Origin of the sequence: Bordetella trematum, assembly GCF_900078335.1 — a bacterium.
GTDB classification, from domain to species: domain Bacteria; phylum Pseudomonadota; class Gammaproteobacteria; order Burkholderiales; family Burkholderiaceae_B; genus Bordetella; species Bordetella trematum.
The window spans coordinates 52,426-73,079 of sequence record NZ_FKBR01000006.1 but is presented as its reverse complement, the minus strand read 5'-3'; the positions used below and the strand labels follow the sequence as shown (position 1 = coordinate 73,079).

23 protein-coding genes are annotated in these 20,654 nt (G+C 67.0%); 11 read left to right on the top strand and 12 right to left on the bottom strand.

The features are described from left to right. The first annotated feature begins 94 nt into the window (after positions 1–94). The 7 genes from A7V84_RS01005 (at position 95) to A7V84_RS00975 (ending at position 5,796) form a co-directional block, all read left to right on the top strand. Entirely contained in the window at positions 95–1,642 is a 1,548-nt protein-coding gene (locus A7V84_RS01005; protein WP_115638879.1) for a DUF1800 domain-containing protein, read from the top strand. An 11-nt stretch (positions 1,643–1,653) separates the two neighbouring features. Next, positions 1,654–2,847 carry a DUF1501 domain-containing protein gene (locus tag A7V84_RS01000; protein ID WP_063492301.1) on the top strand — a complete coding sequence of 398 codons (1,194 nt, stop codon included), beginning with the start codon at positions 1,654–1,656 and terminating at the stop codon, positions 2,845–2,847. 66 nt (positions 2,848–2,913) lie between these two features. Further along, positions 2,914–3,408 (top strand): glutathione peroxidase, encoded by a 495-nt coding sequence (locus A7V84_RS00995; RefSeq protein ID WP_063492302.1) that lies wholly within the window; start codon positions 2,914–2,916, stop codon positions 3,406–3,408. A 3-nt stretch (positions 3,409–3,411) separates the two neighbouring features. Continuing rightward, positions 3,412–3,876: a GNAT family N-acetyltransferase gene (locus A7V84_RS00990; protein ID WP_025516023.1), complete on the top strand. Its 465-nt coding sequence runs from the start codon at positions 3,412–3,414 to the stop codon at positions 3,874–3,876. 17 nt (positions 3,877–3,893) lie between these two features. After that, the gene (locus A7V84_RS00985; RefSeq protein ID WP_025516021.1) at positions 3,894–4,169 is read left to right on the top strand and encodes a biotin--protein ligase; all 276 of its coding nucleotides are present in this window, start codon (positions 3,894–3,896) and stop codon (positions 4,167–4,169) included. Next, positions 4,166–4,939, top strand: coding sequence for a lipoate--protein ligase family protein (locus tag A7V84_RS00980; RefSeq protein WP_063492303.1), 774 nt, complete (start codon positions 4,166–4,168; stop codon positions 4,937–4,939). Before A7V84_RS00985 ends, A7V84_RS00980 begins: the two co-directional genes overlap by 4 nt. A gap of 38 nt (positions 4,940–4,977) precedes the next feature. Then, entirely contained in the window at positions 4,978–5,796 is an 819-nt protein-coding gene (locus A7V84_RS00975) for an RsiV family protein (RefSeq protein ID WP_115638878.1), read from the top strand. Positions 5,797–5,802: 6 nt separating this feature from the next. On the opposite strand, the gene A7V84_RS00970 is transcribed toward A7V84_RS00975, so the two are convergent. Genes A7V84_RS00970 through A7V84_RS00960 form a run of 3 tightly spaced genes read right to left on the bottom strand, consistent with a single transcriptional unit; the run spans position 5,803 to position 7,076 of the window. Next, entirely contained in the window at positions 5,803–6,405 is a 603-nt protein-coding gene (locus tag A7V84_RS00970) for an ATP-dependent Clp protease proteolytic subunit (RefSeq protein ID WP_025516016.1), read from the bottom strand. Positions 6,406–6,456: 51 nt separating this feature from the next. Next, complete coding sequence (locus tag A7V84_RS00965; protein WP_025516015.1) at positions 6,457–6,765, bottom strand: hypothetical protein; 309 nt, start codon at positions 6,763–6,765, stop codon at positions 6,457–6,459. Continuing rightward, complete coding sequence (locus tag A7V84_RS00960; protein WP_025516013.1) at positions 6,762–7,076, bottom strand: ArsR/SmtB family transcription factor; 315 nt, start codon at positions 7,074–7,076, stop codon at positions 6,762–6,764. The genes A7V84_RS00965 and A7V84_RS00960 overlap by 4 nt, the downstream gene beginning before the upstream one ends. 260 nt (positions 7,077–7,336) lie before the next feature. On the opposite strand from A7V84_RS00960, the gene A7V84_RS00955 reads away from it, so the two are divergent. From A7V84_RS00955 to map, 3 genes are all read left to right on the top strand, one after another. Continuing rightward, positions 7,337–7,945, top strand: a complete 609-nt coding sequence (locus A7V84_RS00955) for a glutathione S-transferase (protein WP_025516011.1) — start codon at positions 7,337–7,339, stop codon at positions 7,943–7,945. Positions 7,946–8,023: 78 nt separating this feature from the next. Next, complete coding sequence (locus A7V84_RS00950) at positions 8,024–8,236, top strand: ParD-like family protein (RefSeq protein WP_025516009.1); 213 nt, start codon at positions 8,024–8,026, stop codon at positions 8,234–8,236. Then, a complete protein-coding gene (map, locus tag A7V84_RS00945; protein WP_025516008.1) occupies positions 8,233–9,000 on the top strand; it encodes a type I methionyl aminopeptidase in 768 nt (255 codons plus the stop codon). The genes A7V84_RS00950 and map overlap by 4 nt, the downstream gene beginning before the upstream one ends. A gap of 204 nt (positions 9,001–9,204) precedes the next feature. Here the strand turns inward: map and A7V84_RS00940 are convergent, their stop codons facing one another. The 7 genes from A7V84_RS00940 to mltG form a co-directional block, all read right to left on the bottom strand. Next, on the bottom strand, positions 9,205–11,331 hold the full coding sequence (locus A7V84_RS00940; protein ID WP_157988190.1) for a TonB-dependent siderophore receptor: 2,127 nt from the start codon (positions 11,329–11,331) through the stop codon (positions 9,205–9,207). A gap of 559 nt (positions 11,332–11,890) precedes the next feature. Continuing rightward, positions 11,891–13,180, bottom strand: coding sequence for a Glu/Leu/Phe/Val family dehydrogenase (locus A7V84_RS00935; RefSeq protein ID WP_025516005.1), 1,290 nt, complete (start codon positions 13,178–13,180; stop codon positions 11,891–11,893). A 209-nt stretch (positions 13,181–13,389) separates the two neighbouring features. Then, positions 13,390–14,205: an ankyrin repeat domain-containing protein gene (locus tag A7V84_RS00930; RefSeq protein ID WP_063492305.1), complete on the bottom strand. Its 816-nt coding sequence runs from the start codon at positions 14,203–14,205 to the stop codon at positions 13,390–13,392. A 34-nt stretch (positions 14,206–14,239) separates the two neighbouring features. After that, entirely contained in the window at positions 14,240–15,010 is a 771-nt protein-coding gene (locus tag A7V84_RS00925; RefSeq protein ID WP_025516002.1) for a TatD family hydrolase, read from the bottom strand. Positions 15,011–15,031: 21 nt separating this feature from the next. Next, on the bottom strand, positions 15,032–16,087 hold the full coding sequence (holB, locus tag A7V84_RS00920; protein ID WP_033534747.1) for a DNA polymerase III subunit delta': 1,056 nt from the start codon (positions 16,085–16,087) through the stop codon (positions 15,032–15,034). Then, positions 16,084–16,704, bottom strand: coding sequence for a dTMP kinase (gene tmk / locus A7V84_RS00915; RefSeq protein ID WP_025515998.1), 621 nt, complete (start codon positions 16,702–16,704; stop codon positions 16,084–16,086). Before tmk ends, holB begins: the two co-directional genes overlap by 4 nt. Further along, positions 16,701–17,720: an endolytic transglycosylase MltG gene (gene mltG, locus A7V84_RS00910; protein WP_025515996.1), complete on the bottom strand. Its 1,020-nt coding sequence runs from the start codon at positions 17,718–17,720 to the stop codon at positions 16,701–16,703. The genes tmk and mltG overlap by 4 nt, the downstream gene beginning before the upstream one ends. 142 nt (positions 17,721–17,862) lie before the next feature. Between mltG and ygfZ the strand changes: the two genes are divergently transcribed. After that, a complete protein-coding gene (ygfZ, locus tag A7V84_RS00905; RefSeq protein ID WP_063492306.1) occupies positions 17,863–18,834 on the top strand; it encodes a CAF17-like 4Fe-4S cluster assembly/insertion protein YgfZ in 972 nt (323 codons plus the stop codon). Positions 18,835–18,840: 6 nt separating this feature from the next. Here the strand turns inward: ygfZ and A7V84_RS00900 are convergent, their stop codons facing one another. Both A7V84_RS00900 and mmsB read right to left on the bottom strand, forming a co-directional pair. Next, complete coding sequence (locus A7V84_RS00900) at positions 18,841–19,530, bottom strand: VIT1/CCC1 transporter family protein (protein WP_025515993.1); 690 nt, start codon at positions 19,528–19,530, stop codon at positions 18,841–18,843. A 185-nt stretch (positions 19,531–19,715) separates the two neighbouring features. After that, positions 19,716–20,606, bottom strand: coding sequence for a 3-hydroxyisobutyrate dehydrogenase (gene mmsB, locus A7V84_RS00895; protein WP_063492307.1), 891 nt, complete (start codon positions 20,604–20,606; stop codon positions 19,716–19,718). Between the last annotated feature and the right edge of the window lie 48 nt (positions 20,607–20,654).

Here is a 20,654-nt window from a genome sequence, read left to right as displayed (position 1 = left end):
AGACCATCTGTGACGTAGCGTTTCCGCCGCCGCATCTTCAGGCCGAACGCGCTAGCATGACGATGCCTGCTTTACCGAGTCGCCGCATTCGATCATGTCTCTTGCCTCATTCTCCCGCCGCCGTCTGCTGGCCGCTGCCGCCGCCGTTCCCCTGCTGGCCGCCGCGCCTGCTGGCCGCCTGCGCGCCCGGACGGTCGGCGACGACGCGCTCTACGCAAGGCTCAACCGCATCACCTGGGGCGCAACGCCCGCCCTGTTGGACACCGTCCGGCGCGAGGGCTTCGAGCGCTGGCTGGCCGGCCAGCTGCGCCCTCCCGCCACGCCTGAACTGCCCGATGCGGTGCGCCGTGGCATCGCCGCCCTGCCGATCTCGAAAAACCCGTCCAGCGAGCTCGCCCAGGCCTTGTATCAACGCAGCGTCGCCAACAAGGATATCCGCGACCCCGATGAACAGGTCCGCATCCGGCGCGAGATCCTGGCTGCTCAGCGCGAGCCTGCCCAACAGGCCCGCGAACGCGCAGCGTGGCTGGCCCTGTATTCGCCCAGCCAGCTGCATGATCAGATGACCTGGTTCTGGATGAACCACTTCAATGTCTGGGCCAACAAGGGCGCCGTCGGCACCCTGGTGGACGAATATGAAAGCCAGGCGATACGCCCGCACGCCCTGGGGCGGTTTCGCGACCTGCTGGCAGCAAGCCTGCGTGCGCCGGCCATGCTGCTATACCTGGACAATCACTCCAGCCGCGCCGGCAAGATCAACGAAAACTACGCCCGCGAACTGATGGAGCTGCACACCCTGGGCGTGGACGGCGGCTACTCCCAGCGCGACGTCCAGGAGCTGGCGCGCATCCTGACCGGCGTGAGCGTCAACCTCTCCGGCAAGCCCCCCAAGGTCAAGGCCGCGCTCGCCGCGCAACTGCGCCAGGACGGGCTTTTCCTCTTCAATCCCGCGCGGCACGACTTCGGCGACAAGACGCTGCTGGGCAAGGCCATCCCTGGCCAGGGATGGCAGGAAGTCGAGCAGGCGCTCGATTTGCTGGCCGCGCATCCGGCCACGGCACGCCACATCAGCCGCAAGCTGGCAACTTTTTTCATCACCGACCAACCCTCTGAAGCCCTGGTCCGGGAGCTGACCGAGCAGTACCAGCGCAGCCAAGGCGACATCGCCGCCCTGCTCAGGCACCTTTTCGACTCTCAGGCCTTTGCGGCCTCGCTGGACCAGGGGCTGTTCAAGGATCCGGTGCACTACGTCTACTCGGCCCTGCGCCTGGCCCTGCATGACCAACCCCCGATCACCAACCCGGCGGCCGTCGTCAACCTGCTGCAGCGGCTGGGCCAGCCCCTGTATGGCCGCCTGACGCCGGACGGCTACGGCCTGCGCGAAAGCGACTGGAACGGCTCCGGCCAGATGAATGCCCGCTTCGAAGTCGCACGCACGATCGCCCTGGGCGCCGGGGTGTTCTACAAGGAGAAAGGCGAGCAGCGCGCCCCCCGCGTGGCCCTGACGCGCCTCGATCAGGCCTATGGCGCCGATTCGCCGTTCTCCCGCTGGCCGGCCGCCGTGCGCCAGGCCATCGCCGCAGCGCGCACCCCGGACTCCAACCTCTATCTGCTGTCAGCGCCGCCCTTCATGCGCCGCTGAGCCCCGAACCTATGCAACGCCGACACTTTCTCTCCTTCTGTGCCAGCCTGCCTCTGACGCTGGGCGTTCCACGCCTGATGGCCGCGCCAGGCACCGACCAGAAGCTGCTGGTCGTTTTCATGCGCGGCGCCTATGACGCGGCCAGCCTCCTGGTTCCGCTGGAGACCGATTTCTACTATGAGCGGCGTCCCACCATCGCCATCGCCCGGCCGGGAGCCGGGCCGCACGCGGCCCGGCCGCTGGCCGACGGCTGGGGGCTGCATCCCGCTCTGGCCGACTCCCTGCTGCCGTATTACCAGCGCGGAGAACTGGCCTTCATCCCCTTTGCCGGCACCGATGACGTCTCGCGCAGCCACTTCGAAACCCAGAATCGCATCGAGCGCGGACAAGGCGCCAAAGAGGCAGGCGGCCAGGACCGCAGCGGGTTTCTGAATCGCCTGGCCCAGGAGATGGGCATGCCGGCGGTGGCGTTCACCACCGACGTGCCGGCCATCTTCCAGGGTCGGGCAAGCGTGCCCAACATCGCACTGGCCAGCGGCAGCGCCAAGTCGCGACTGAGCGACTCCCACGAGGCCGTGATCGCCCGGATGTATCAGGGCACCGATCTGCAGGACAGGGTGCAGGAAGGCATGGATCTCAAACGCACCGCCCAGCAGCTGGAAGCGGACAACGCCGAACAGATGCAGGCCAACGGCAAAGCCGTCAGCGTGGAAAGGCTGGCCGGCCAGGCGCGCCGCATCGCTTCCTTCATGCAGGACCGCTACAACCTGGGCTTCGTCGACGTCGGGGGCTGGGACACGCACGTCGGTCAGGGGGCCGGCCAGGGGTCGTTGGCGAACAAGCTGCGGCAACTGGGCCAGGCGCTTGACGCCTACGCGCAGGCCATGGGCCCGGCCTGGCGCAACACCACGGTCGTGGTGGTCAGCGAGTTCGGCCGCACCTTCGCCGAGAACGGCACCCGCGGCACCGACCACGGCCACGGCACGGTCTACTGGGTCATGGGCGGGCAGGTGCGCGGCGGACGTCTGGCGGGCGAGCAGATCGTCCTCAGCCCCCAGACCCTGTTCCAGCAACGAGACTATCCGGTCCTGAGCGAGTACCGCGCGATTTTTGCCGGCCTGTTCTCGCGGCTGTACGGCCTGGATGAGAAACGCCTCGCGCGGATCTTCCCGGCCGTCAAGCCGCTGGATCTCAAGTTGATCTGAAAGCGGCATCGCGCGCTACACTTTCAGGGTCGGCCGAAACGGTCAGGATCACACAGAGGCAGCGCCATGACCACACTCTACGATTTCGAAGCCCAGTCTCTGGACGGCAACCCGACGCCGCTGTCCAACTGGCGCGGTCAGGTCGTGCTGGTGGTCAACGTCGCCTCGCAATGCGGCTTCACGCCGCAGTACTCGGGCCTCGAAGCCCTCTACCAGCAGTTTCGCGATCAGGGCTTCGCCGTCCTCGGGTTTCCCTGCAACCAGTTCGGCCGCCAGGAGCCCGGCGATGCGGAGGAAATCCGGCGCTTCTGCGACACCCAGTATGGCGTGACCTTCCCCCTGTTTGCCAAGATCGATGTCAACGGCGCCGATGCCCACCCGCTGTACCGCTGGCTCAAATCGCAAAAGCCCGGCGTGCTCGGCACCGAGGGCATCAAATGGAACTTCACCAAGTTCCTGATCGGCCGCGACGGCCAGGTCCTCGCCCGCCATGCCCCGACCGAATCCCCCGAAAAACTGGCCCCCGAAATCGCTGCGGCCCTGGCCGCCGCCGGAGATTGAACCATGGCAGCCGAGCTGCAATTCCGGCGCGCCTGCGCCGAGGATCTCCCGGCCCTGGTGGCCCTGCTGGCCGATGACGTGCTGGGCAGCACCCGCGAGGACTCCCGTTCGCCGCCCAATCCGGCCTACCTGGCGGCCTTTGGGGCCATCGATCGCGACCCCAATCAATTGCTGGCCGTGGCCGAGCGCGAAGACCGCATCGTCGGCTGCCTGCAATTGAGCTTCATTCCCGGCCTGTCGCGCCTGGGCGCCTGGCGCGGCCAGATCGAAAGCGTGCGGGTCGCCGCCGCCGAACGCGGCCACGGTACCGGCAAACTTTTCTTCGAATGGGCCATCGAACAATGCCGCCAGCGCGGCTGCGCGCTGGTGCAACTGACCACCGACAAGAAGCGCGCCGACGCGCAACGTTTCTATTCCGCGCTGGGTTTTCATGCCACCCATGAAGGCATGAAGATCGAGCTCGTTTGACTCTCGGAGTACGCCCCATGCATGGCGAATACAAAGTCCCCGGCGGCAAGCTGGTGGTGGCCGACCTGTCGCTTGCCGACGGCCGGCTGGCCGATGTCCGCATCAGCGGTGACTTCTTTCTCGAACCGCCCGAGGCGCTGGACGCCATCAACCAGGCCCTCACCGGGCTGCCGGCCGATGCCGACGAAGCCCGGCTGAGCCAGGCCGTGGCGCAGGCCCTGCCCCCGGGCACCGAAATGTTCGGTTTCTCGCCCGAGGCCATCGCCGTGGTGCTGCGGAGGGCCCTGGCATGAGCCTGGACTGGAACCACTACAACTGGCAGCTGCTGCATGACGGCCCCCAGGAGCCCTTGCTCCACATGGCGCTGGACGCCGTGATCACGGATGAAGTCGGCGCCGGACTGCGCCCACCGACCTTGCGCATCTGGGAATGGGCCGCGCCTGCGGTCGTGATCGGCCGCTTTCAGTCGCTGCGCAACGAGGTTGACCCCGAAGGCGCCCGCCGCCATGGCGTAAAGGTCGTGCGCCGCGTCAGTGGCGGCGGCGCCATGTTCATCGAGCCGGGCAACACCATCACCTACTCGCTGTCCGTGCCCGAAGCGTTCGTGGCCGGCATGAGCTTTGCCGAGTCATACGCCTTCCTGGACTCGTGGGTGCTCAAGGCGCTCAACGAGCTGGGCGTCAAGGCCTGGTATCAGCCGCTCAACGACATCGCCTCCGACGCCGGCAAGATCGGCGGCGCCGCCCAGGCGCGCCGCAGCAAGGCCGTGCTGCACCATGTCACCATGGCTTATGACATCGACGCCGACAAGATGGTCCAGGTGCTGCGTATCGGCCGCGAGAAACTGTCCGACAAGGGCACCACCAGCGCCAAAAAACGTGTCGATCCGCTGCGCAGCCAGACCGGTCTGCCGCGCGAGACCGTGATTCAGCGCATGATCCAGACTTTTTCCGCCATGGCGCCCCTGGAGCCGGTCGCGTTGGCCCCGGCCACCGTGGACAAGGCCCGGGCGCAGGTCGCCGAACGTTTCGGCACGCCCGAATGGCAGGCGCTGGTACCCTGAGGCCCGCACCGCAACCACCGATACCGGAGATTCCCCTCATGCCTGTTTCGACGCTTCGTTGCTCCCTGCGCGCCACGCTGCTGGCCGGCCTCGGCCTGCTGGCGGCCTGCTCCAGCACGCCCCCCTCCAACATCACCCTGGCCGAGGGCGCACAGGCTCCCGGCAACGCCCAGTCCACCCAGATCAAGGATGTCCGGACCCAGGCCATCCAGTGGCAGGGCGTCAAGCCCGGCTGCCAGGGCGAGTGCCCCACCATCGAGATCAACAGCGTGGCCTTCCCGGACATTCCGCGCCTCACAGAGGCGGTGGACCACACGCTCGCCAGCCTGACCGGCCTGGATCAGAACCTGCGTGGCCAGTACGAGACCCTGTCGGAATTCACGCAGTACTTCTGGCGCAATGCCCAGGGCCGCGACACGACCCACTTCAAGGCATCGGTCAAGGACGTCGCCCAGGGCGTCATCGCCGTGGAGCTCCATACCGGCCAGTATTTCACCGGCGCGGCGCACGGCATTCCGGCCACCGTCTACCTCAACTGGAGCCAGCCCAAGGGCCAGTTGCTAAGCCTGAACGACCTGCTGATTCCCGGCCGCCACGATGCCTACGTCAAGGTCCTGCGCGAGGCCCACCAGCGCTGGCTGGCCGACAACGAAGATGCCCGTCGCGACCCCGCCACCTACAACCGCATGTGGCCCTTCCAGGAAACCGACAATGTGGCCGTCACGCGCGACGGGCTGGTGGTCAAGTACGACGCCTATTCCATCGCGCCCTATTCGCAGGGCGAGCCGGAATTGCTGCTGCCCTGGTCGCAATTGCAGGGCGTGATCCGCCCCGAGTACCTCGGTCCGCTGGGTTGAGCCGTCTCAGGCGGCCCGGCGGCGCTCGACCACGCGATCGATCAGCCCCCAGGCCAGCGCCTGCTGCGGATCCATGAAGTGATCCCGGTCCAGGGTCTGCTCCACCTCGGCCTCGCTGCGCCCGCAATGCTGCGCATACAGGCGGATGACCTGAGCCTTGGTACGCTGCATGGCTTCGGCCTGAATCAGGATATCGCTGGCTTGGCCCTGCACCCCACCCAGGGGCTGGTGCACGTGCAGGCTGGCATTGGGCAGGGCCAATCGATGGCCCGGCTCGCCGGCCATCAGCAGAAACGATCCCATCGAGCGCGCGGTGCCCATGCACAAGGTATGCACGGGCGCGTCGATGTACTGCATGGTGTCGTAGATCGCCAGCCCGCTGGTGATCACCCCGCCGGGCGAATTGATGTACAGATGGATGGGCTTGCCCGGATGCTCGGCCTCCAGGAACAACAACTGGGAACAGATCAGCGACGCGCTGTTGTCGTTGACCTCGCCGTTCAGAAACACGATGCGCTCGCGCAGCAGGCGCGAGTAGATATCAAACGAACGCTCGCCCCGGCCGGAGGCTTCGATAACCATAGGGACGAGCTGCATCGATTCGCGCATGAGGCGAACTCCTTTTTGTCGATCGGGAAAAAAACGCCGGCGGCGCCGGACTCAGGCGGCCAGGCGCATCAAGGGCTCGTTGGCGCAGCCGCGCACGTGCACGATGGTGAGAATGCTGCAGCCCTCGCCGGCCGCGCGCACGCGGAATGTCACCTGCCCCTCGGGCTGCCCCCTGTCGCGCCAGGGATAGACCACCTCTTCGCCCTCGCGTGACGACAGCGGGCTGACGTCGGCAAGCGCCGGCACCCACTGCTCGCGCAAGGCGTCCTGGTGAATGGCGCGCCACACCTTCTGCGGCTCGGCCTGCAACTCGAACTCCAGCACCAGCGCCTCATCGGCGGTATCGACGGGGTCGGTCATTGATCCATGTCCTTGAGCAAAGTCTGCAGCGCCTGCACGCGTTGCGGCCAATAGCGCCGGTAGCGGGACAGCCACTGGGCGATCTGGGCCAGCCCCTGCGGGTCAACCTCATAATGCACATAGCGGCCCTGGCGAGTCTCGCGCAACAGCCCGGCCTGGCGCAGCACGCCGAGATGTTGCGACATTGCCGGCTGGCTGATCGCCATCCCTTCGCGCAAGGCGCTCGCATGCATGCCGCCGTCGGCCAGCTTCTCGAAAATGTGGCGCCGCGTCGGATCGGCCAGGGCCTTGAAGATGTCGTTTTCTGCCATGACGACACATTAGCAGATACTTATCTCATGCGCAATCCTCTTCTTGCGCCCGCCTGCCTTGCCCCCAATGGCCGGCCACAGGCCCGGCGCCGTGGGCGCCTTGCGGCTTCCCCGGCTCTTGCAGACCAGGCCATAGGCGGCAATGATAGACAGTCCGCCCAGGGCGGCGCTTATCCGGCAGCGGGCCCGCGCCCGATGCTCCCCCTCACTTCCGGCCGGCAGGCAGCATGCCATCTGGCCTGGACACCTGGAGTTCACGCATGAAGATCTATTTTTCCCCGGCCTCGCCCTACGTGCGCAAATGCATGGTCACGGCGCACGAACTGGGCCTGGCCGGGCGAATCGAAAAACTGCCCAGCGCCGCCAACCCTGTCAAGCGTGATGCCTCCGTGGTGGCCAGCAACCCGCTGGGCAAGGTCCCGACCTTCATCACCGACGACGCGCAGATCCTGTACGACAGCCGCGTCATCTGCGAGTACCTGGACACCCTGGCGCAAGGCGCGCTGTTCGCGCGCGGCAGCAAGCAGCGCTGGCAGGTCCTGACCGAACAATCCCTGGGCGACGGCCTGCTCGACGCGGCGCTGCTGGCCCGCTACGAGGCGATGATGCGCCCCGAAGCGCTGCGTTGGGCCGACTGGACGCGCGGCCAGATGGATAAGATCGCCAGCTGCCTGCAGGTCCTCGAAGCCCGCAGCGACACACTGGGCGAACGCGTGGACATCGGCACCATCACGCTCGGCTGCGCCCTGGGCTACCTCGATTTCCGCTTCCCGGATTACGACTGGCGCAGCGCCCATCCGCAAGCGGCCGCCTGGTTCGCCGTTTTCAACGAGCGCCCCTCCATGCAGGCCACCTTGCCCAAGGCCTGAAGCGCCGGAGCTTGCCCAGGCCCCTCAGGGAATATATGATCAATATATGAAACGTATATTCCCTGACCAGGATTCCTCATGGGCATCGTGAACATCGACGACGAACTGCACGACCAGCTGCGCAAGGCCAGCAGCGTGTCCTGCCGCTCGATCAACGCCCAGGCGGCTTTCTGGATTCGCATCGGCATGCTGTGCGAAATGCAGCCGACCCTCAGCTTCAATGACATCGTCACCCGGGAACTGCGCGCCGCCGGCGTCGCCGTGCCCTCCCCGGCAAGCCTGTCCGCATGATCAAACGCCCGGAAGAAATCGCCCTGCTGGCCGAATCCGGCCGCCTGCTGGCACAGGTATTCCACCAGATCGACCAGCTGGAACTGGCCGGCATGTCCACCATGCAGGTCAACGACCTGGCCGAAGACCTCATCATCAACACCTGCCGGGCGCGGCCGGCCAGCAAGGGGCAATATGGCTACGCCTACACCCTGAACGCCTCGCCCAACCAGGTTGTCTGCCATGGCATGCCTTCGGCCGCCGACATCCTGTCCAGCGGCGACATCGTCAACTTCGACATCACGCTCGAGAAAAACGGCTACATCGCCGACTCCAGCACGACCTATCTGGTCGGCCAGGTGTCCGCGCCGGCCAGGCGGCTGGTGCAGGCAAGCTATGAGGCCATGTGGCAAGGCATTCGCGCCGTGCGACCCGGCGCCCGGCTGGGCGATATCGGCCACGCCATTGAGCAGCATGCCCGCCGCCATGGCTATAGCGTCGTCAGGGAATATTGCGGCCACGGCATCGGCCGCGAGATGCACGAAGAACCCCAGATTCTCCATTGGGGCCGCCCGCATACCGGCCTGACCCTGCGCGAAGGCATGGTCTTCACCATCGAACCCATGCTCAACCAGGGCGCACGCGCCGTCGACACCGAGGACGACGGCTGGACCGTCGTGACCCGCGACGGCCAACTCTCGGCCCAGTTCGAGCACACCGTGGCCGTCACCCGGGACGGGGTGCGCGTGCTGACCCTGCGGCCCGACGAGAAATACCCGGGGTAACACGCGTCAGTTGCTCTGCGGCCGCAACCGAGGTTTCTCCGCGCGCCCGGGTTGTGGGTGGTAAACGGCTAGCCGGCATGGTCCACCACGGTGCGCTGCTCGCTCGCTGACGAGGCGCCGGGCAGCGCGAGCAGACCCACGGCCAGGCGCAGGCCCGTCCCCCCGGACCAGGGCTGGCGAAGCTTGCGCGCATGGATCATGGTGTCAGTAAGTCCAGCTCAGCGAAAGCTGCACCGAGCGCGGCGCCCCGGCGAGGACTTCGCGGGCGCTCTGCGTGGAGACGATGTAGGCCTTGTCGAAGACGTTTTTGACAGCCAGCGAAACTTCCACGCCATGCCCCAGGGCATAACGGACCATGGCATCGACACGCTGGTAGGCCGCCACCTTGAACGTGTTGCCCAGATCGCCCTGGCGGGAGCCGACGTGCGTGATGCCGCCGCCCAAGCTCAGGCCGCGCGCTGCGCCGGTGCGCACGGTGTAGGTGCTCCAGAACCAGGCGCTGACCGACGGCACCCCGGCCAGCCGGTTGCCGGCAAGTCCCGTGGTGTCCCGGGTGACGGTCGCATCGACATAGCCCACGCCCAGATGCACCTTCCAGCCGGGCAGGATCTCTCCCGCCAGATCCAGTTCTGCCCCGCGCGAGCGCTGCTCGCCCGTCAGCAGGCGATAATCCGCGCCCGGATCGGCCGGATCGCTCACGGCGACGTTCTTCTTGGTGATCTGAAAAACCGCGAGATTGGCGCTCAGACGATCCGGGATCACGTCCCACCGGACGCCCAGCTCATATTGCGTGCCCTTTTCCGGCGCCAGCGATGCTCCGCTGCGGTCGTATCCCCTCTGCGGCCGGAAGCTCTGCGACCCGCTGCCGTACAGGGCCAGATCCGTGCGCGGCTGCCACACCAGCCCCAGCCGGCCGGTCAGGGCGTGATCGGTTCGCGGGTCGACGCTGTCGCCCACCGTGGCGTCGCGCCGCGAGCGGTACTCGTCCCATCGCACGCCGGCCAGCGCCTTCCAGCGCTCGGACAACGCGATCTGATCCTGCGCGTAGGCCGCGCGGGTGTGAACCCGCTCATCGTAGCTACTGTTGATCTTCGCCGGCCGGCGCGGCGCGCCCTGGACCGGATCGTGGATGTCGATGTCGGCAATGTTCGCCCGCGCGCGCTCAAACAGCATGCGCGAGCGTACCTGCTGTATGCCCGTGAGCAGTCGATGTTCCACGCGGCCGGTCTCAAAGTGCCAGAGCGCCTCCAGGCGGACATCGCGCGTATCGGTGTCTTCACTGCGATCGCTATAGCGGCGGCGCAACGTGCGGCCGTCGCTGCGAAAGCCCTGGAAGTCGATGCCGGTGTCGCGCACGCGGCCAGCATCCACACCGATGCTGGCGCGCAACGTCAGCGCATCGGACACCGTGTTCTCGACCCTGAGCAGCGCGCGCGTCTTCCTGCCCGCGACCCGGGACCAGGGCTCGGCCAGCCAGCTGTCGTAAGGCCGCAGCACCTCGCCGGTGCCGGGCACGATCACCAGACCTCGATCAAACGGCTGCTCGCTGGCGGTGTGCTCGAGGGTGAACCTCAGCCGGGTGTCCACGGAAGGATCCCAGGCCAGGGTGCCGCCGACGTACCGCCGTTCGCTGCCTGGCCGCCCCGGGACCCAGCCGTCCTCCTTCTGGGCCGCGCCCGTCAGGCGCGCCCGCAGGCGGCCATCAGCAGTAAGCGCCCCCGTCGCGGAGGCTTCAGCGCGCCGGGCGCCGAAGCCTCCGTAGCTCAGCGAACCCTCGAAGCCGGGCTCGGCTTGGGCCGGCCGCGTCACGATGTTGATGATGCCGCCCGGCTCGGCTGCGCCATAAAGCACCGATGCCGGCCCCTTGAGCACCTCCACCGCTTGCACGCCAGCCAGATCGAGCATGACCTCGGGACGATCGGCCACCGCGTTCAGCGGCATGCCGTCCACCGCATAGCCGACGGCGCGAAAGCCGCGCAGAATGAAGTTCTCGCTGCGATTGGCCGAGCTGCCGGCCTTGACCACGTTGGGCACGCCCTCGAGCACCTGACCGACCTCGCGCGCCTGCCGGTCGCGGATCTCCTCGCGGCCGATGACGTTGATCGTCTGGGGGATGTCACGCAGCGGGGTATCCGTAAGCGTGGCGGTCTCGCTGGCCTCGACCCGGTAGTTCTGCAGACCTTCCGGCAAGGAGCCCGTGACCACGACCGGGGGCAGCGTGGCGGGCGCCGGTGCGCTTGCCGCTTGGGCGGCACCCGCCAGATGCGCGGCCAGCATGGCCTGCAATGGCAGAGCGATACGCCCTCCGCCGGGAAGTTTCGATATAGCCATGATCGTCATCCATCCAGCCTTGACTGCGTAGCGACCGCTCAGCAGTGTTCAGGAAGGACAATGCGCCCCATAATAAATACGATCAAGACGCATTCTCATGTATGAGACAAATTACCCGACGAGCGTAACGAACAGAATCGTGAGGGCCGACACCAAGACAGGGCGAGGTCGGTGCCCTCTCATTGCCCTCGTCACGGAACGGCACCGGCCCGGGGCCGCGCGCGTTCGCGGCGATAGTGGCCGGCACACATACCATGAAGGCGCCCTGCCAGCCTGCCCTTGATGAAGCCTCCCCCGCGGCAGACTTGGCGAGTTCGATTCTTGCCAGGACGGCTGCCCGGAAGCCGGATCAAGCCCAGGAAAGCACCGGCATATATTGAACTAGGCTAAGTTTTTGATAAAACAGCGGTATTTAGCCTTGTCGCAGTCCAGCGAATTTCGGTGCTGGGATCAGCGTAAAACAAAAAAACCCGCCGACCAGGCCTGGGCCCGGTCGGCGGGATGTCATGCTGGCGCAGACCCTTGCGGGCCGCGCCTGGCGCTGGCGTTCAGGCGCCGGTCACGGATACAGGCCGCGCACCTGACGCGATTGCAGAATCCGCGTGCAGGCCACGATGAAGGCCGCCGTGCGCAGCGTCACCTTGTGCTCGCGCGCCATCTGGGCAATTGCCGTGTAGGCGTCGCGCATGATGCGCTCCAGACGCTGGTTGATCTCTTCTTCGCTCCAGAAGAAGCTGGAGAAGTCCTGCACCCACTCGAAATACGAAACGGTCACGCCGCCTGCGTTGGACAGCACGTCGGGCACGACGTAGATGCCCTTGTCGCCCAGGATGTCATCGGCCTCGGGGGTAGTCGGGCCGTTGGCGCCCTCGACCACGATCTTGGCGCGGATCTTGTCGGCGTTGCCGGCATGGATCTGCGACTCCAGCGCGGCCGGGATCAGGAAATCGGTTTCCAGGCCCCAGAACTCGGCGTTGTCCATGGTCTCGCCGCCTGAGAAGCCGGCCACGCCGCCCTTGTTGGCCACGTGGGCCAGCAGCTTGTGGACATCCAGGCCATTGGCGTTGTGAATGGTGCCGGTGTGGTCCTGCACGGCGATGACCTTGGAGCCCGCCTCATGGAACAAGCGTCCGGCGGTGCCGCCGACGTTGCCGAAACCCTGCACGATGACCTTGGCGCCGGCAAGATCGATGTTGCGATCGCGCGCGGCCTCGCAGGCCACCACGAACACGCCGCGCCCGGTCGCCTCGACGCGGCCCAGGCTGCCGCCCAGCGCGATGGGCTTGCCCGTCACCACGCCGGTGGCGGTGGCGCCCTCGTTCATCGAGTAGGTGTCCATCATCCAGGCCATGGTCTGGGCGTTGGTATTGACGTCAGGCGCCGGGATGTCCTTGGTCGGCCCGATGATGATGCCGATCTCGGAAGTGTAGCGACGCGTGACACGCTCCAGCTCGGCCTGTGAGTAATTGCGCGGATCCAGGCGCACCCCGCCCTTGGCGCCGCCATAGGGCAGGTTGACTGCCGCGTTCTTGACCGACATCCAGGCGGCCAACGCCATCACTTCGGACAGCGTGACATCCTGGTGAAAGCGCACGCCGCCCTTGCCGGGGCCGCGCGAAGTGTTGTGCTGCACGCGATAGCCCTCGAAGTGGGCGATCGTGCCGTTATCCAGCTGGATGGGCACATCCACCACCAGCGTGCGCTTGGGGCGCTTGAGGGTTTCGACCCAGCGCGACAGCGAACCGAGGTAAGGCGTGACGCGATCGACCTGCTGCAGGTAGACCCCCCACGGCCCCAGGTGCTCGGAGTCGAGATAGGACGGCAAAGGGTGGACGGGAACGTTGGACATAAAGGACTTCTCCTGGCTTTGGTTGACGATAATTCTACCTACGAGTTCTATTTGTCCCCGAGAGAATATTTAAAAAATATAATGGGGACAGAATAAAAAAGATTGTCCCTCCCTCCCCAGGAAAGGACAACCTTCGGGCTGAATGAAAAGCCCCGGCTCATGGCCGGGGCGGCAGATGCAGGCGTGGGCGTCAGGGACGCCCGTCAGGCTCAATCATACGTGCCTAACTTCAGACCGGAAACCCCTTGCACCGAGCCGGCGGCGGGGGTGTCCGTCTGCGCCGCCGCCTTCGGGGCGGTTTCGGACGAAGGCGCGGCCGTCGCCGGGCTTGCCGCCGCCGGCAAGGCGGCCCCGCCGCGCGCCGCCTCGCGCTGGCGCCAGGTGCTCTCGGACACTTCGGCCAGCGCCTTGGAAAGCCCTCCCCACTTACCGGTCAGCGCCCAGTCCGCCGCCGTCTGCCCCTTGAGATCCTGGGTGGTCGGGTCCGCGCCGGCGTCCAGCAGAAGCTGGACCATCTCGCGATTGCCGGACAAGGCGGCCATCATGAGAGGCGTGCGCCCCTCCGAGGAGGGCGCATTGATCAGGGCCCCCTTGGACATCAGCAGCTTGGCCGTATCGACGTGCCCCTTGGAGGCAGCATAGTGCAGCGGCGTCCAACCCAAACGGTTGACCTCGGCGCCACGCGCAATCAGTTTCCGGGCCCGCTCGGTCTGGCCCGCCACGGCCAGATACATCAACGGGGTTTCGCCCGCCGGGTTGACCGCATTGACATCGGTTCGCGGGTCGGCGGCCAGCGCATCGAAGACCTTCCAGGCCTGGTCGACCACCGCACGCATGATGGCGGGCTGGCCATTCTTGAAACGCACATTGGGGTCGGCCCCCTGCTTGAGCAGGGTCTGCAGATCGGCCACCTTGTCGTTGTGTACGTAGAACCACCAATTGGCCGGCGGCTCTGCCGCCCAGCCTGCCGCCAGCGGCAGCGCCAGCGCCACTGCCGCGATCCAAGTCCGTCCCGTCATCGCCATCTCCTGCACAGAAAAACCAAAGAAGAAACCCGCCTCAACGCCTGATCTTGCTGAAAAGCCGGAAGAAATTTTCGGTCGAGGCCTGCGCGATCTGAGCCACCGGCAGGCCCTTCAGGTCAGCGACCTTCTCGGCCACATGGATGACCTTGGCAGGGTCGTTGAGTTTGCCGCGATACGGCACCGGCGCAAGGAAGGGAGAATCCGTCTCGATCAGCAGCCGGTCCAGCGGCATGTTGCGCGCCACCTCGTGCACCACGGCCGCATTCTTGAAGGTCACGATGCCCGAGAGCGAAATATGGAAATTCAGCGCCATCGCGGCCTGAGCGAGTTCCCAGGTCTCGGTGAAGCAGTGCATCACCCCGCCGACTTCCTCGGCGCCCTCTTCCTTGAGGATGCGCACGGTGTCTTCAGCGGAATTGCGCGTATGGATGATGAGCGGCAGGCCTGCCTGACGCGCAGCCCGGATATGGCGACGGAAACGTTCACGCTGCCAGTCCAGCGGCTCGCTCAGGCGATAGTAATCCAGGCCGGTTTCGCCGATGGCGACCACCTTGGGGTCCTGGGCCAGGCGCAGCAACTCCTCGGGCTGGGGGTCGGGCGTGTCTTCGTAATCGGGATGCACGCCGACCGAGGCCCACAGATTCTGATGCGGGCGCACGAGCTCCATCAGGCCGGGCCATTCGGGCATATTGACGCTGACCACCAGCGCATGCGTGACCTGGTTGGCCTCCATGCGCTGCAGGATGCCGGGCAGGTCGGCGGCCAGTTCGGGGAAATTCAGATGACAGTGTGAATCGACAAACATGAAGGCAGATACGATAGACGGCTATGCCTGGCAGGATAGCACCACGCGCTGCAAGGCCGAGTGAGCGAACAATTTGCCATTGAGCGGATGCCCGGCCAGCGCGCGCTGGCGCAGCAGCCAGCGTGCCGTTTCCGCCAGCCGCCCGGGCTGCGCGCGGGCCGCGACGGCGCCTGCGGCCTGCGCCAGGCTGGGAAAATAACGCACCGGCGCGCCATGGGCCGCCAGATTGAGGTCCGTGAAGGCCCGCAGCAAGGCGTCGAGCCATTCGGCTGCCGGCATTTTCTCGAGGGTTTCGGCCAGCGTGCCCACGTCGGTGGACGCGCCCTCGGCCAACCCCTTGAGCAGGCTCGCGAGCCAGCCCGGCACGGGGCTGTCTGCCTGGGCAGCCTGGCGGCGTGCAGCCAGCGGCGCGCCGCCCGCGGCGGCCAGCCAGTCTTCGCCCTGCGCCACGCCCTGCGCCTGCAGCCATTGCAGGGCCGTCTGGCGGTCGGGCATGGCCAGCGGCAAACGACGGCAGCGCGACACCAGCGTCGGCAGCAGGCGGTCCGGGGCGTCGGCCACCAATAGGAAAACAGTATGCGGCGGCGGCTCCTCCAGCACCTTGAGCAAGGCGTTGGCGGAAATCACGTTCAGTGCCTGAGCCGGATAAACCAGCGCCACGCGCCAGCCGCCCCGGTGGGTGGCCGTATTGAACCAGGACTCCAGAGCGCGGATCTGGTCGATACGGATTTCCTTGGAGAGGGTTTTCTTGGCGCTGCCGCCGGCCGGCGCATCGTCAGCCTCGGTTGACGCCTCGGCGTTGGCCTGCCCTTCCTGGTCGGCCACGGCGTCCGGGCGGATACGCCGCAGATCCGGGTGATTGCCGCTGGCGACCCAGGTGCAGGCGGCGCACTGACCACAGGCCAATCCCTGTTGTGGCGACTCGCATAACAGGCTGGCCGCGGCGGCCGCCGCGAAATCCAGTTTGCCGATGCCGGCCGCGCCGTGAACCAGCCAGGCATGCGCAAAGCGTTCGCGTTGGCCCAGCCACTGCTGCGCCGTCGCGAGATGCCAGGGGGGAAACGGAACCAGGCTCATGCCGCGCCGGCCAGAAAGCGTTGCAGATCCGCCTCCAGGGCGGCACGCACGGCCGCCAGCGGCTGGCTGGCGTCGATGACATGGATACGTTCGGGGTCAGCCTGCACGCGGGCGTGATAGGCCTGGCGGGTACGCTCGAAGAAGGCCTGGCCTTCCTGCTCGAAGCGGTCAAGCTGACGCTCGCCGGCCATGCGCGCACGCGCCACCTCAAGCGGCACGTCGAACAGCCAGGTGAGGTCCGGACGCAGGGCCGGTTGCAGCCATTGCTCCAGCGCGGCCACGCGGGCCGCACCGAGTTCCCGGCCGCCCCCCTGGTAGGCGTAGGTGGCATCCGTATAGCGGTCGCAGACGACCCAGGCACCTCGCGCCAGCGCCGGCGCGATGACCTGCTGCACGTGTTCGCAGCGGGCCGCAAACATCAGCAGCGTCTCGGTGTCCAGGCCCATGGGCTCGGACAGCAGCAAGGTGCGCAGACGTTCGCCCAGCGGCGTGCCGCCCGGCTCGCGGGTCGAGACCACGTCCAGTCCGTGGGCGCGCAAAGTCTGCACCAGCCATTCGATATGGGTGCTCTTGCCCGCCCCGTCGACACCTTCCAGGGTTATGAAACGTCCGGTCATTTGCTTTGCCCTTGCCCGAGAATGTAGCGCGCCACGTTGCGGTTGTGTTCCGACAGATTGACGGAGAACTCGCTGGTGCCATTGCCGCGCGAAACGAAATACAGAAACTTGTGCCGCTCCGGCTGCACCGCCGCCAGCAAGGCCGCCCGTCCGGGCGAAGCAATAGGCGTGGGCGGCAGGCCCGGGCGCGTATAGGTATTCCAGGGCGTATCGGTCTGCAGGTCGCGCCGGCGGATGCGGCCCTGATAGGCGTCGCCCATGCCGTAGATCACGGTGGGGTCGGTCTGCAGCAGCATGCCCAGGCGCAGGCGGTTGCTGAATACCCCGGAAATGCGCCCCCGCTCCGGGCCGTGGCCGGTTTCCTTCTCGATGATGGACGCCATGATCAAGGCCTCGTAGGGCGTGGTGAACGGCAGGTCGGGCTGGCGCTGCTCCCAGGCCTGCTGCAACACGCGCTGCCCCTCCTGGTAGGCGCGGCGCAGGATATCGTAATCGGTGCTGCCCGGCGTGAACACATAGGTGTCCGGGAAGAACAAGCCTTCGGGGGAGGTATGCGTCGAACCCAGGCGCTGCAGCAGCTGCGCATCGCTGACCTCGCCAAGCGTCTGCTTGACGTCCGGATGCTCGCGCAGCGCCAGGCGGATCTGCCGGTAGGTCCAGCCCTCCGGAAAGGTGATCTGGCGTTGCGACATGTCGCCGCGCGCCAGCCGTTCGAGCAACAGCCAGGGGCTGTCGCCATTGATGGCCTGGTAGCCGCCGGCCTTGATCAGCTTGTCGCGCTCGGACAGACGGGCCAGCCATACGAAACCGGGTTCCCAGACCGGCACGCCGGCCTCGTTCAGGGTGCGCGCGATCGCGCGCGGCGTGGCGCCCGGATCAACCACGAAATCGACCCGGTCGGCGGACAGCTGCATGGGTTTGTTGACCCAATACCAGGCGCCGCCGGCCGCGATGGCGGCCGCCAGCACGGCGATCAAGGCCAGCAGCAGGAAATAGAAACCAAAACGTTTTTTCATAAGAGTGCGCAGTGTAATGGATCGCGCCGCCGCACGTCGCTGCCGGGACGCTGCCTAAGGGCATGCCGGGCGGGTATCATCGGAGTTTTGTTGACCCCTGGCGCGCCCTGCGGCGCGCCGCCTGCCTTCAAGTTCCTGCGCCATGCATCCTTTGTCAGATTCGATTCCCTCCGGCACGCCGGGTTCCGCCCGCTTCGCGGCCCTGCCCGGGTTGCGCGTGCTGGCCGCCAGCGGCGACGATACCCTCGCCTTTCTGCACGGTCAGTTGACCCAGGACGTCACCGGCCTGCCGCCTGATGCCGCCCGTTTCGCCGGCTACTGCACGGCCAAAGGCCGTCTGCTGGCCACCCTGGTGATGTGGCGCGGGCAACCCGAAGGCTGGCGCGCGCTGGTGCGCGCCGACCTGGCCGAGAGCCTGCTCAAGCGTCTGTCCATGTTCGTGCTGCGCGCCAAGGTGAAGTTCAGCCTGCCTGAGCTGGCCGTGGCCGGCATCAGCGCCCAGGCCGAAGACATCCCGGCGCTTGCCCAGGCAGCCGGCGGCGACCTGCCGACCGCGCCATGGGCCCTGGCCGAGCTGCCCAGCGGCACCTGGATCGCCGCCCCCGGCGCCCAACGCCGCTGGTGGTGGATCGCCAGCCCCGAGCAGCTGGCCAGCCATGGCGCCGCGCTCGCCGCCCGTCTGTCACACGGCGACGAACAAAGCTGGCAGGCCGCCGACCTGGCCGCCGGCCTGCCCTGGATCAGTGCCGCCACCCAGGATCTGTTCATTCCCCAGACCGTCAACCTCGAACTGATCGACGGCGTCAGTTTCACCAAAGGCTGTTATCCGGGCCAGGAAGTCGTCGCACGCAGCCATTACCGCGGCACCGTCAAGCGCCGCATGGCCCTGGGCACCACCGCCCTGCCCGCAGCGGCCCCGGGCACCGACGTCTATGACGCAGCCCAGGAAGGCGGCGAGCCGGTCGGCCGCGTGGTCGATGCCGCCGGCGCCGGCGAGCAAGCCTGGCTGCTGTTCGAAACCACGCTGGCGGCGCTGCCGGCCGGCCAGTTGCGCGTCGGCGCAGCGGATGGCCCGGCCATCACGCTGCAAGCGCTGCCCTACGCCATCAACTGACGGTCTTCAGACAGATACGTCGAACAAGGCGCCGACCCCGGCGGTCAGCGCCATTGCCAAAGCGCCCAGCACCCCGACCCGCAAGGCAGCGCGCCCCATCGGCGCGCCGCCGGTGCGGGCGGCCACGGCGCCAAGAATGCACAAACCGGTGACCGAGGCGCCGATCACCCAGGGAATCACGCCGTGCACCGGCACGCTCACGGCCACGGCGAGCGGCAAAGCCGCGCCGGCCGCGAATGAGGCCGCCGAGGCCAGCGCAGCCTGCACCGGCTGGGCGCGGTTGTAGGCGGAAATGCCAAGCTCATCGCGCGCATGCGCATCCAGCGCGTCATGGCGCGTCAACTGTTCGGCCACCTGGCGCGCCAGGGCGGGCTCCACGCCGCGCTCGGTATAGATGTCCGTCAGCTCCTGCAGCTCGCTGGCCGAGTTGACCTTGAGCGAGCGCTGTTCCATGCGCAGATCGGCGGCCTCGATGTCGGCCTGGGAATGCACCGACACGTACTCGCCTGCCGCCATCGACAAGGCGCCGGCGACCAGCGCCGCCACCCCCGAGGTCAGGATCACCATCGGCGAGGACTGTGCCGCGGCCACGCCGGTGATCAGGCTCGCGGTCGACACGATCCCATCATTGGCGCCCAGCACGGCAGCGCGCAACCAATTGGCTCGGAAAATACGGTGATGACTGGCGGCGGGCATGTGTCCTCCTGATACAAGTCGCATCAAGTATAGGAGGCTTGACCTATTCGCGATAGATATGGGGCCGCATCTCGTAAATGCGAATTCCTCTGGTGCGCATCGGGTTTAAGTATTGGTCCGGGCGGCCCGCAGGCCCGATGCGCCCGGCGCGCCGCGCCCCGTTGCAGGGCACGACGCGCGCATGCTCAGTCGCGCTCGCTGGCGTAGAGGTTGACGATGCTGGAGAAGTCCAGCCCGCCGCTGCCGCCGTTGCTGTGCAGGCTGTAAAGGTTGCGCGCCAGCTCACCCAGGGGAATGGCGCTGCGCGAGCTGAGCGCCGATTCGGCGGCCAGCCCCAGATCCTTGAGCATGAGGTCCACGCCGAAACCGCCCGCATAGCCCTTGGACGCCGGGGCATGTTCCATCACGCCGGGCCACGGGTTGTACAGTTCGGTGGCCCAGTTGCGCCCGGAGCTCTTGGCGACGATGTCCGACAGCACCTTGGGGTCCAGGCCGTTGGCCACGCCCAACGCGAGCGCCTCGGCCGTGCCGGCCATCAGGATGCCCAGGAGCATGTTGTTGCAGATCTTGGCGACCTGGCCCGCACCCGCATCCCCGGCATGGAAGATGTTCTTGCCCATCTTCTCCAGCACCGGACGGGCGCGCTCCAGCGCCGCCTGCGGGCCGCCCACGATGAAGGTCAGCGTGCCGGCGGCCGCGCCGCCCGTGCCTCCCGACACCGGCGCATCGATCATTTCCAGGCCGCGCGCCTGGGCGGCCTGAGCCACTTTGCGGGCCGAATCGGGCGCAATGGTGCTGCAATCGATCACCAGGGTGCCGGCGCCGATCTGGCCCAGCAGATCCTGCTCCAGGTAGACCCCTTCGACATGCTTGCTGGCGGGCAGCATGGTGATGACGATGTCTGCGCCCTTGACCGCGTCGGCGGCCGAGCCGGCCGCACGCGCGCCGGCGTCGGTCAGCTGGCGCACGGCGTTGGGGCTCAGATCGAACACGGTAAGCGCGTGGCCGGCCTTGACCAGGTTCAGCGCCATCGGCGCGCCCATGTTGCCCAGCCCAATGAATGCAATACTGCTCATGACGCCTGTCTCCTGCTTCTTGTTTGAAAATGGAAGTCGGCGGGCGCT

Bases quoted from the DNA above. Each gene is read 5' to 3' on its own strand.
- A7V84_RS01005 (WP_115638879.1), top strand. From the start codon at position 95: ATGTCTCTTGCCTCATTCTCCCGCCGCCGTCTGCTGGCCGCTGCCGCC.
- A7V84_RS01000 (WP_063492301.1), top strand. From the start codon at position 1,654: ATGCAACGCCGACACTTTCTCTCCTTCTGTGCCAGCCTGCCTCTGACG.
- A7V84_RS00995 (WP_063492302.1), top strand. From the start codon at position 2,914: ATGACCACACTCTACGATTTCGAAGCCCAGTCTCTGGACGGCAACCCG.
- A7V84_RS00990 (WP_025516023.1), top strand. From the start codon at position 3,412: ATGGCAGCCGAGCTGCAATTCCGGCGCGCCTGCGCCGAGGATCTCCCG.
- A7V84_RS00985 (WP_025516021.1), top strand. From the start codon at position 3,894: ATGCATGGCGAATACAAAGTCCCCGGCGGCAAGCTGGTGGTGGCCGAC.
- A7V84_RS00980 (WP_063492303.1), top strand. From the start codon at position 4,166: ATGAGCCTGGACTGGAACCACTACAACTGGCAGCTGCTGCATGACGGC.
- A7V84_RS00975 (WP_115638878.1), top strand. From the start codon at position 4,978: ATGCCTGTTTCGACGCTTCGTTGCTCCCTGCGCGCCACGCTGCTGGCC.
- A7V84_RS00970 (WP_025516016.1), bottom strand. From the start codon at position 6,405: ATGCGCGAATCGATGCAGCTCGTCCCTATGGTTATCGAAGCCTCCGGC.
- A7V84_RS00965 (WP_025516015.1), bottom strand. From the start codon at position 6,765: ATGACCGACCCCGTCGATACCGCCGATGAGGCGCTGGTGCTGGAGTTC.
- A7V84_RS00960 (WP_025516013.1), bottom strand. From the start codon at position 7,076: ATGGCAGAAAACGACATCTTCAAGGCCCTGGCCGATCCGACGCGGCGC.
- A7V84_RS00955 (WP_025516011.1), top strand. From the start codon at position 7,337: ATGAAGATCTATTTTTCCCCGGCCTCGCCCTACGTGCGCAAATGCATG.
- A7V84_RS00950 (WP_025516009.1), top strand. From the start codon at position 8,024: ATGGGCATCGTGAACATCGACGACGAACTGCACGACCAGCTGCGCAAG.
- map (WP_025516008.1), top strand. From the start codon at position 8,233: ATGATCAAACGCCCGGAAGAAATCGCCCTGCTGGCCGAATCCGGCCGC.
- A7V84_RS00940 (WP_157988190.1), bottom strand. From the start codon at position 11,331: ATGGCTATATCGAAACTTCCCGGCGGAGGGCGTATCGCTCTGCCATTG.
- A7V84_RS00935 (WP_025516005.1), bottom strand. From the start codon at position 13,180: ATGTCCAACGTTCCCGTCCACCCTTTGCCGTCCTATCTCGACTCCGAG.
- A7V84_RS00930 (WP_063492305.1), bottom strand. From the start codon at position 14,205: ATGGCGATGACGGGACGGACTTGGATCGCGGCAGTGGCGCTGGCGCTG.
- A7V84_RS00925 (WP_025516002.1), bottom strand. From the start codon at position 15,010: ATGTTTGTCGATTCACACTGTCATCTGAATTTCCCCGAACTGGCCGCC.
- holB (WP_033534747.1), bottom strand. From the start codon at position 16,087: ATGAGCCTGGTTCCGTTTCCCCCCTGGCATCTCGCGACGGCGCAGCAG.
- tmk (WP_025515998.1), bottom strand. From the start codon at position 16,704: ATGACCGGACGTTTCATAACCCTGGAAGGTGTCGACGGGGCGGGCAAG.
- mltG (WP_025515996.1), bottom strand. From the start codon at position 17,720: ATGAAAAAACGTTTTGGTTTCTATTTCCTGCTGCTGGCCTTGATCGCC.
- ygfZ (WP_063492306.1), top strand. From the start codon at position 17,863: ATGCATCCTTTGTCAGATTCGATTCCCTCCGGCACGCCGGGTTCCGCC.
- A7V84_RS00900 (WP_025515993.1), bottom strand. From the start codon at position 19,530: ATGCCCGCCGCCAGTCATCACCGTATTTTCCGAGCCAATTGGTTGCGC.
- mmsB (WP_063492307.1), bottom strand. From the start codon at position 20,606: ATGAGCAGTATTGCATTCATTGGGCTGGGCAACATGGGCGCGCCGATG.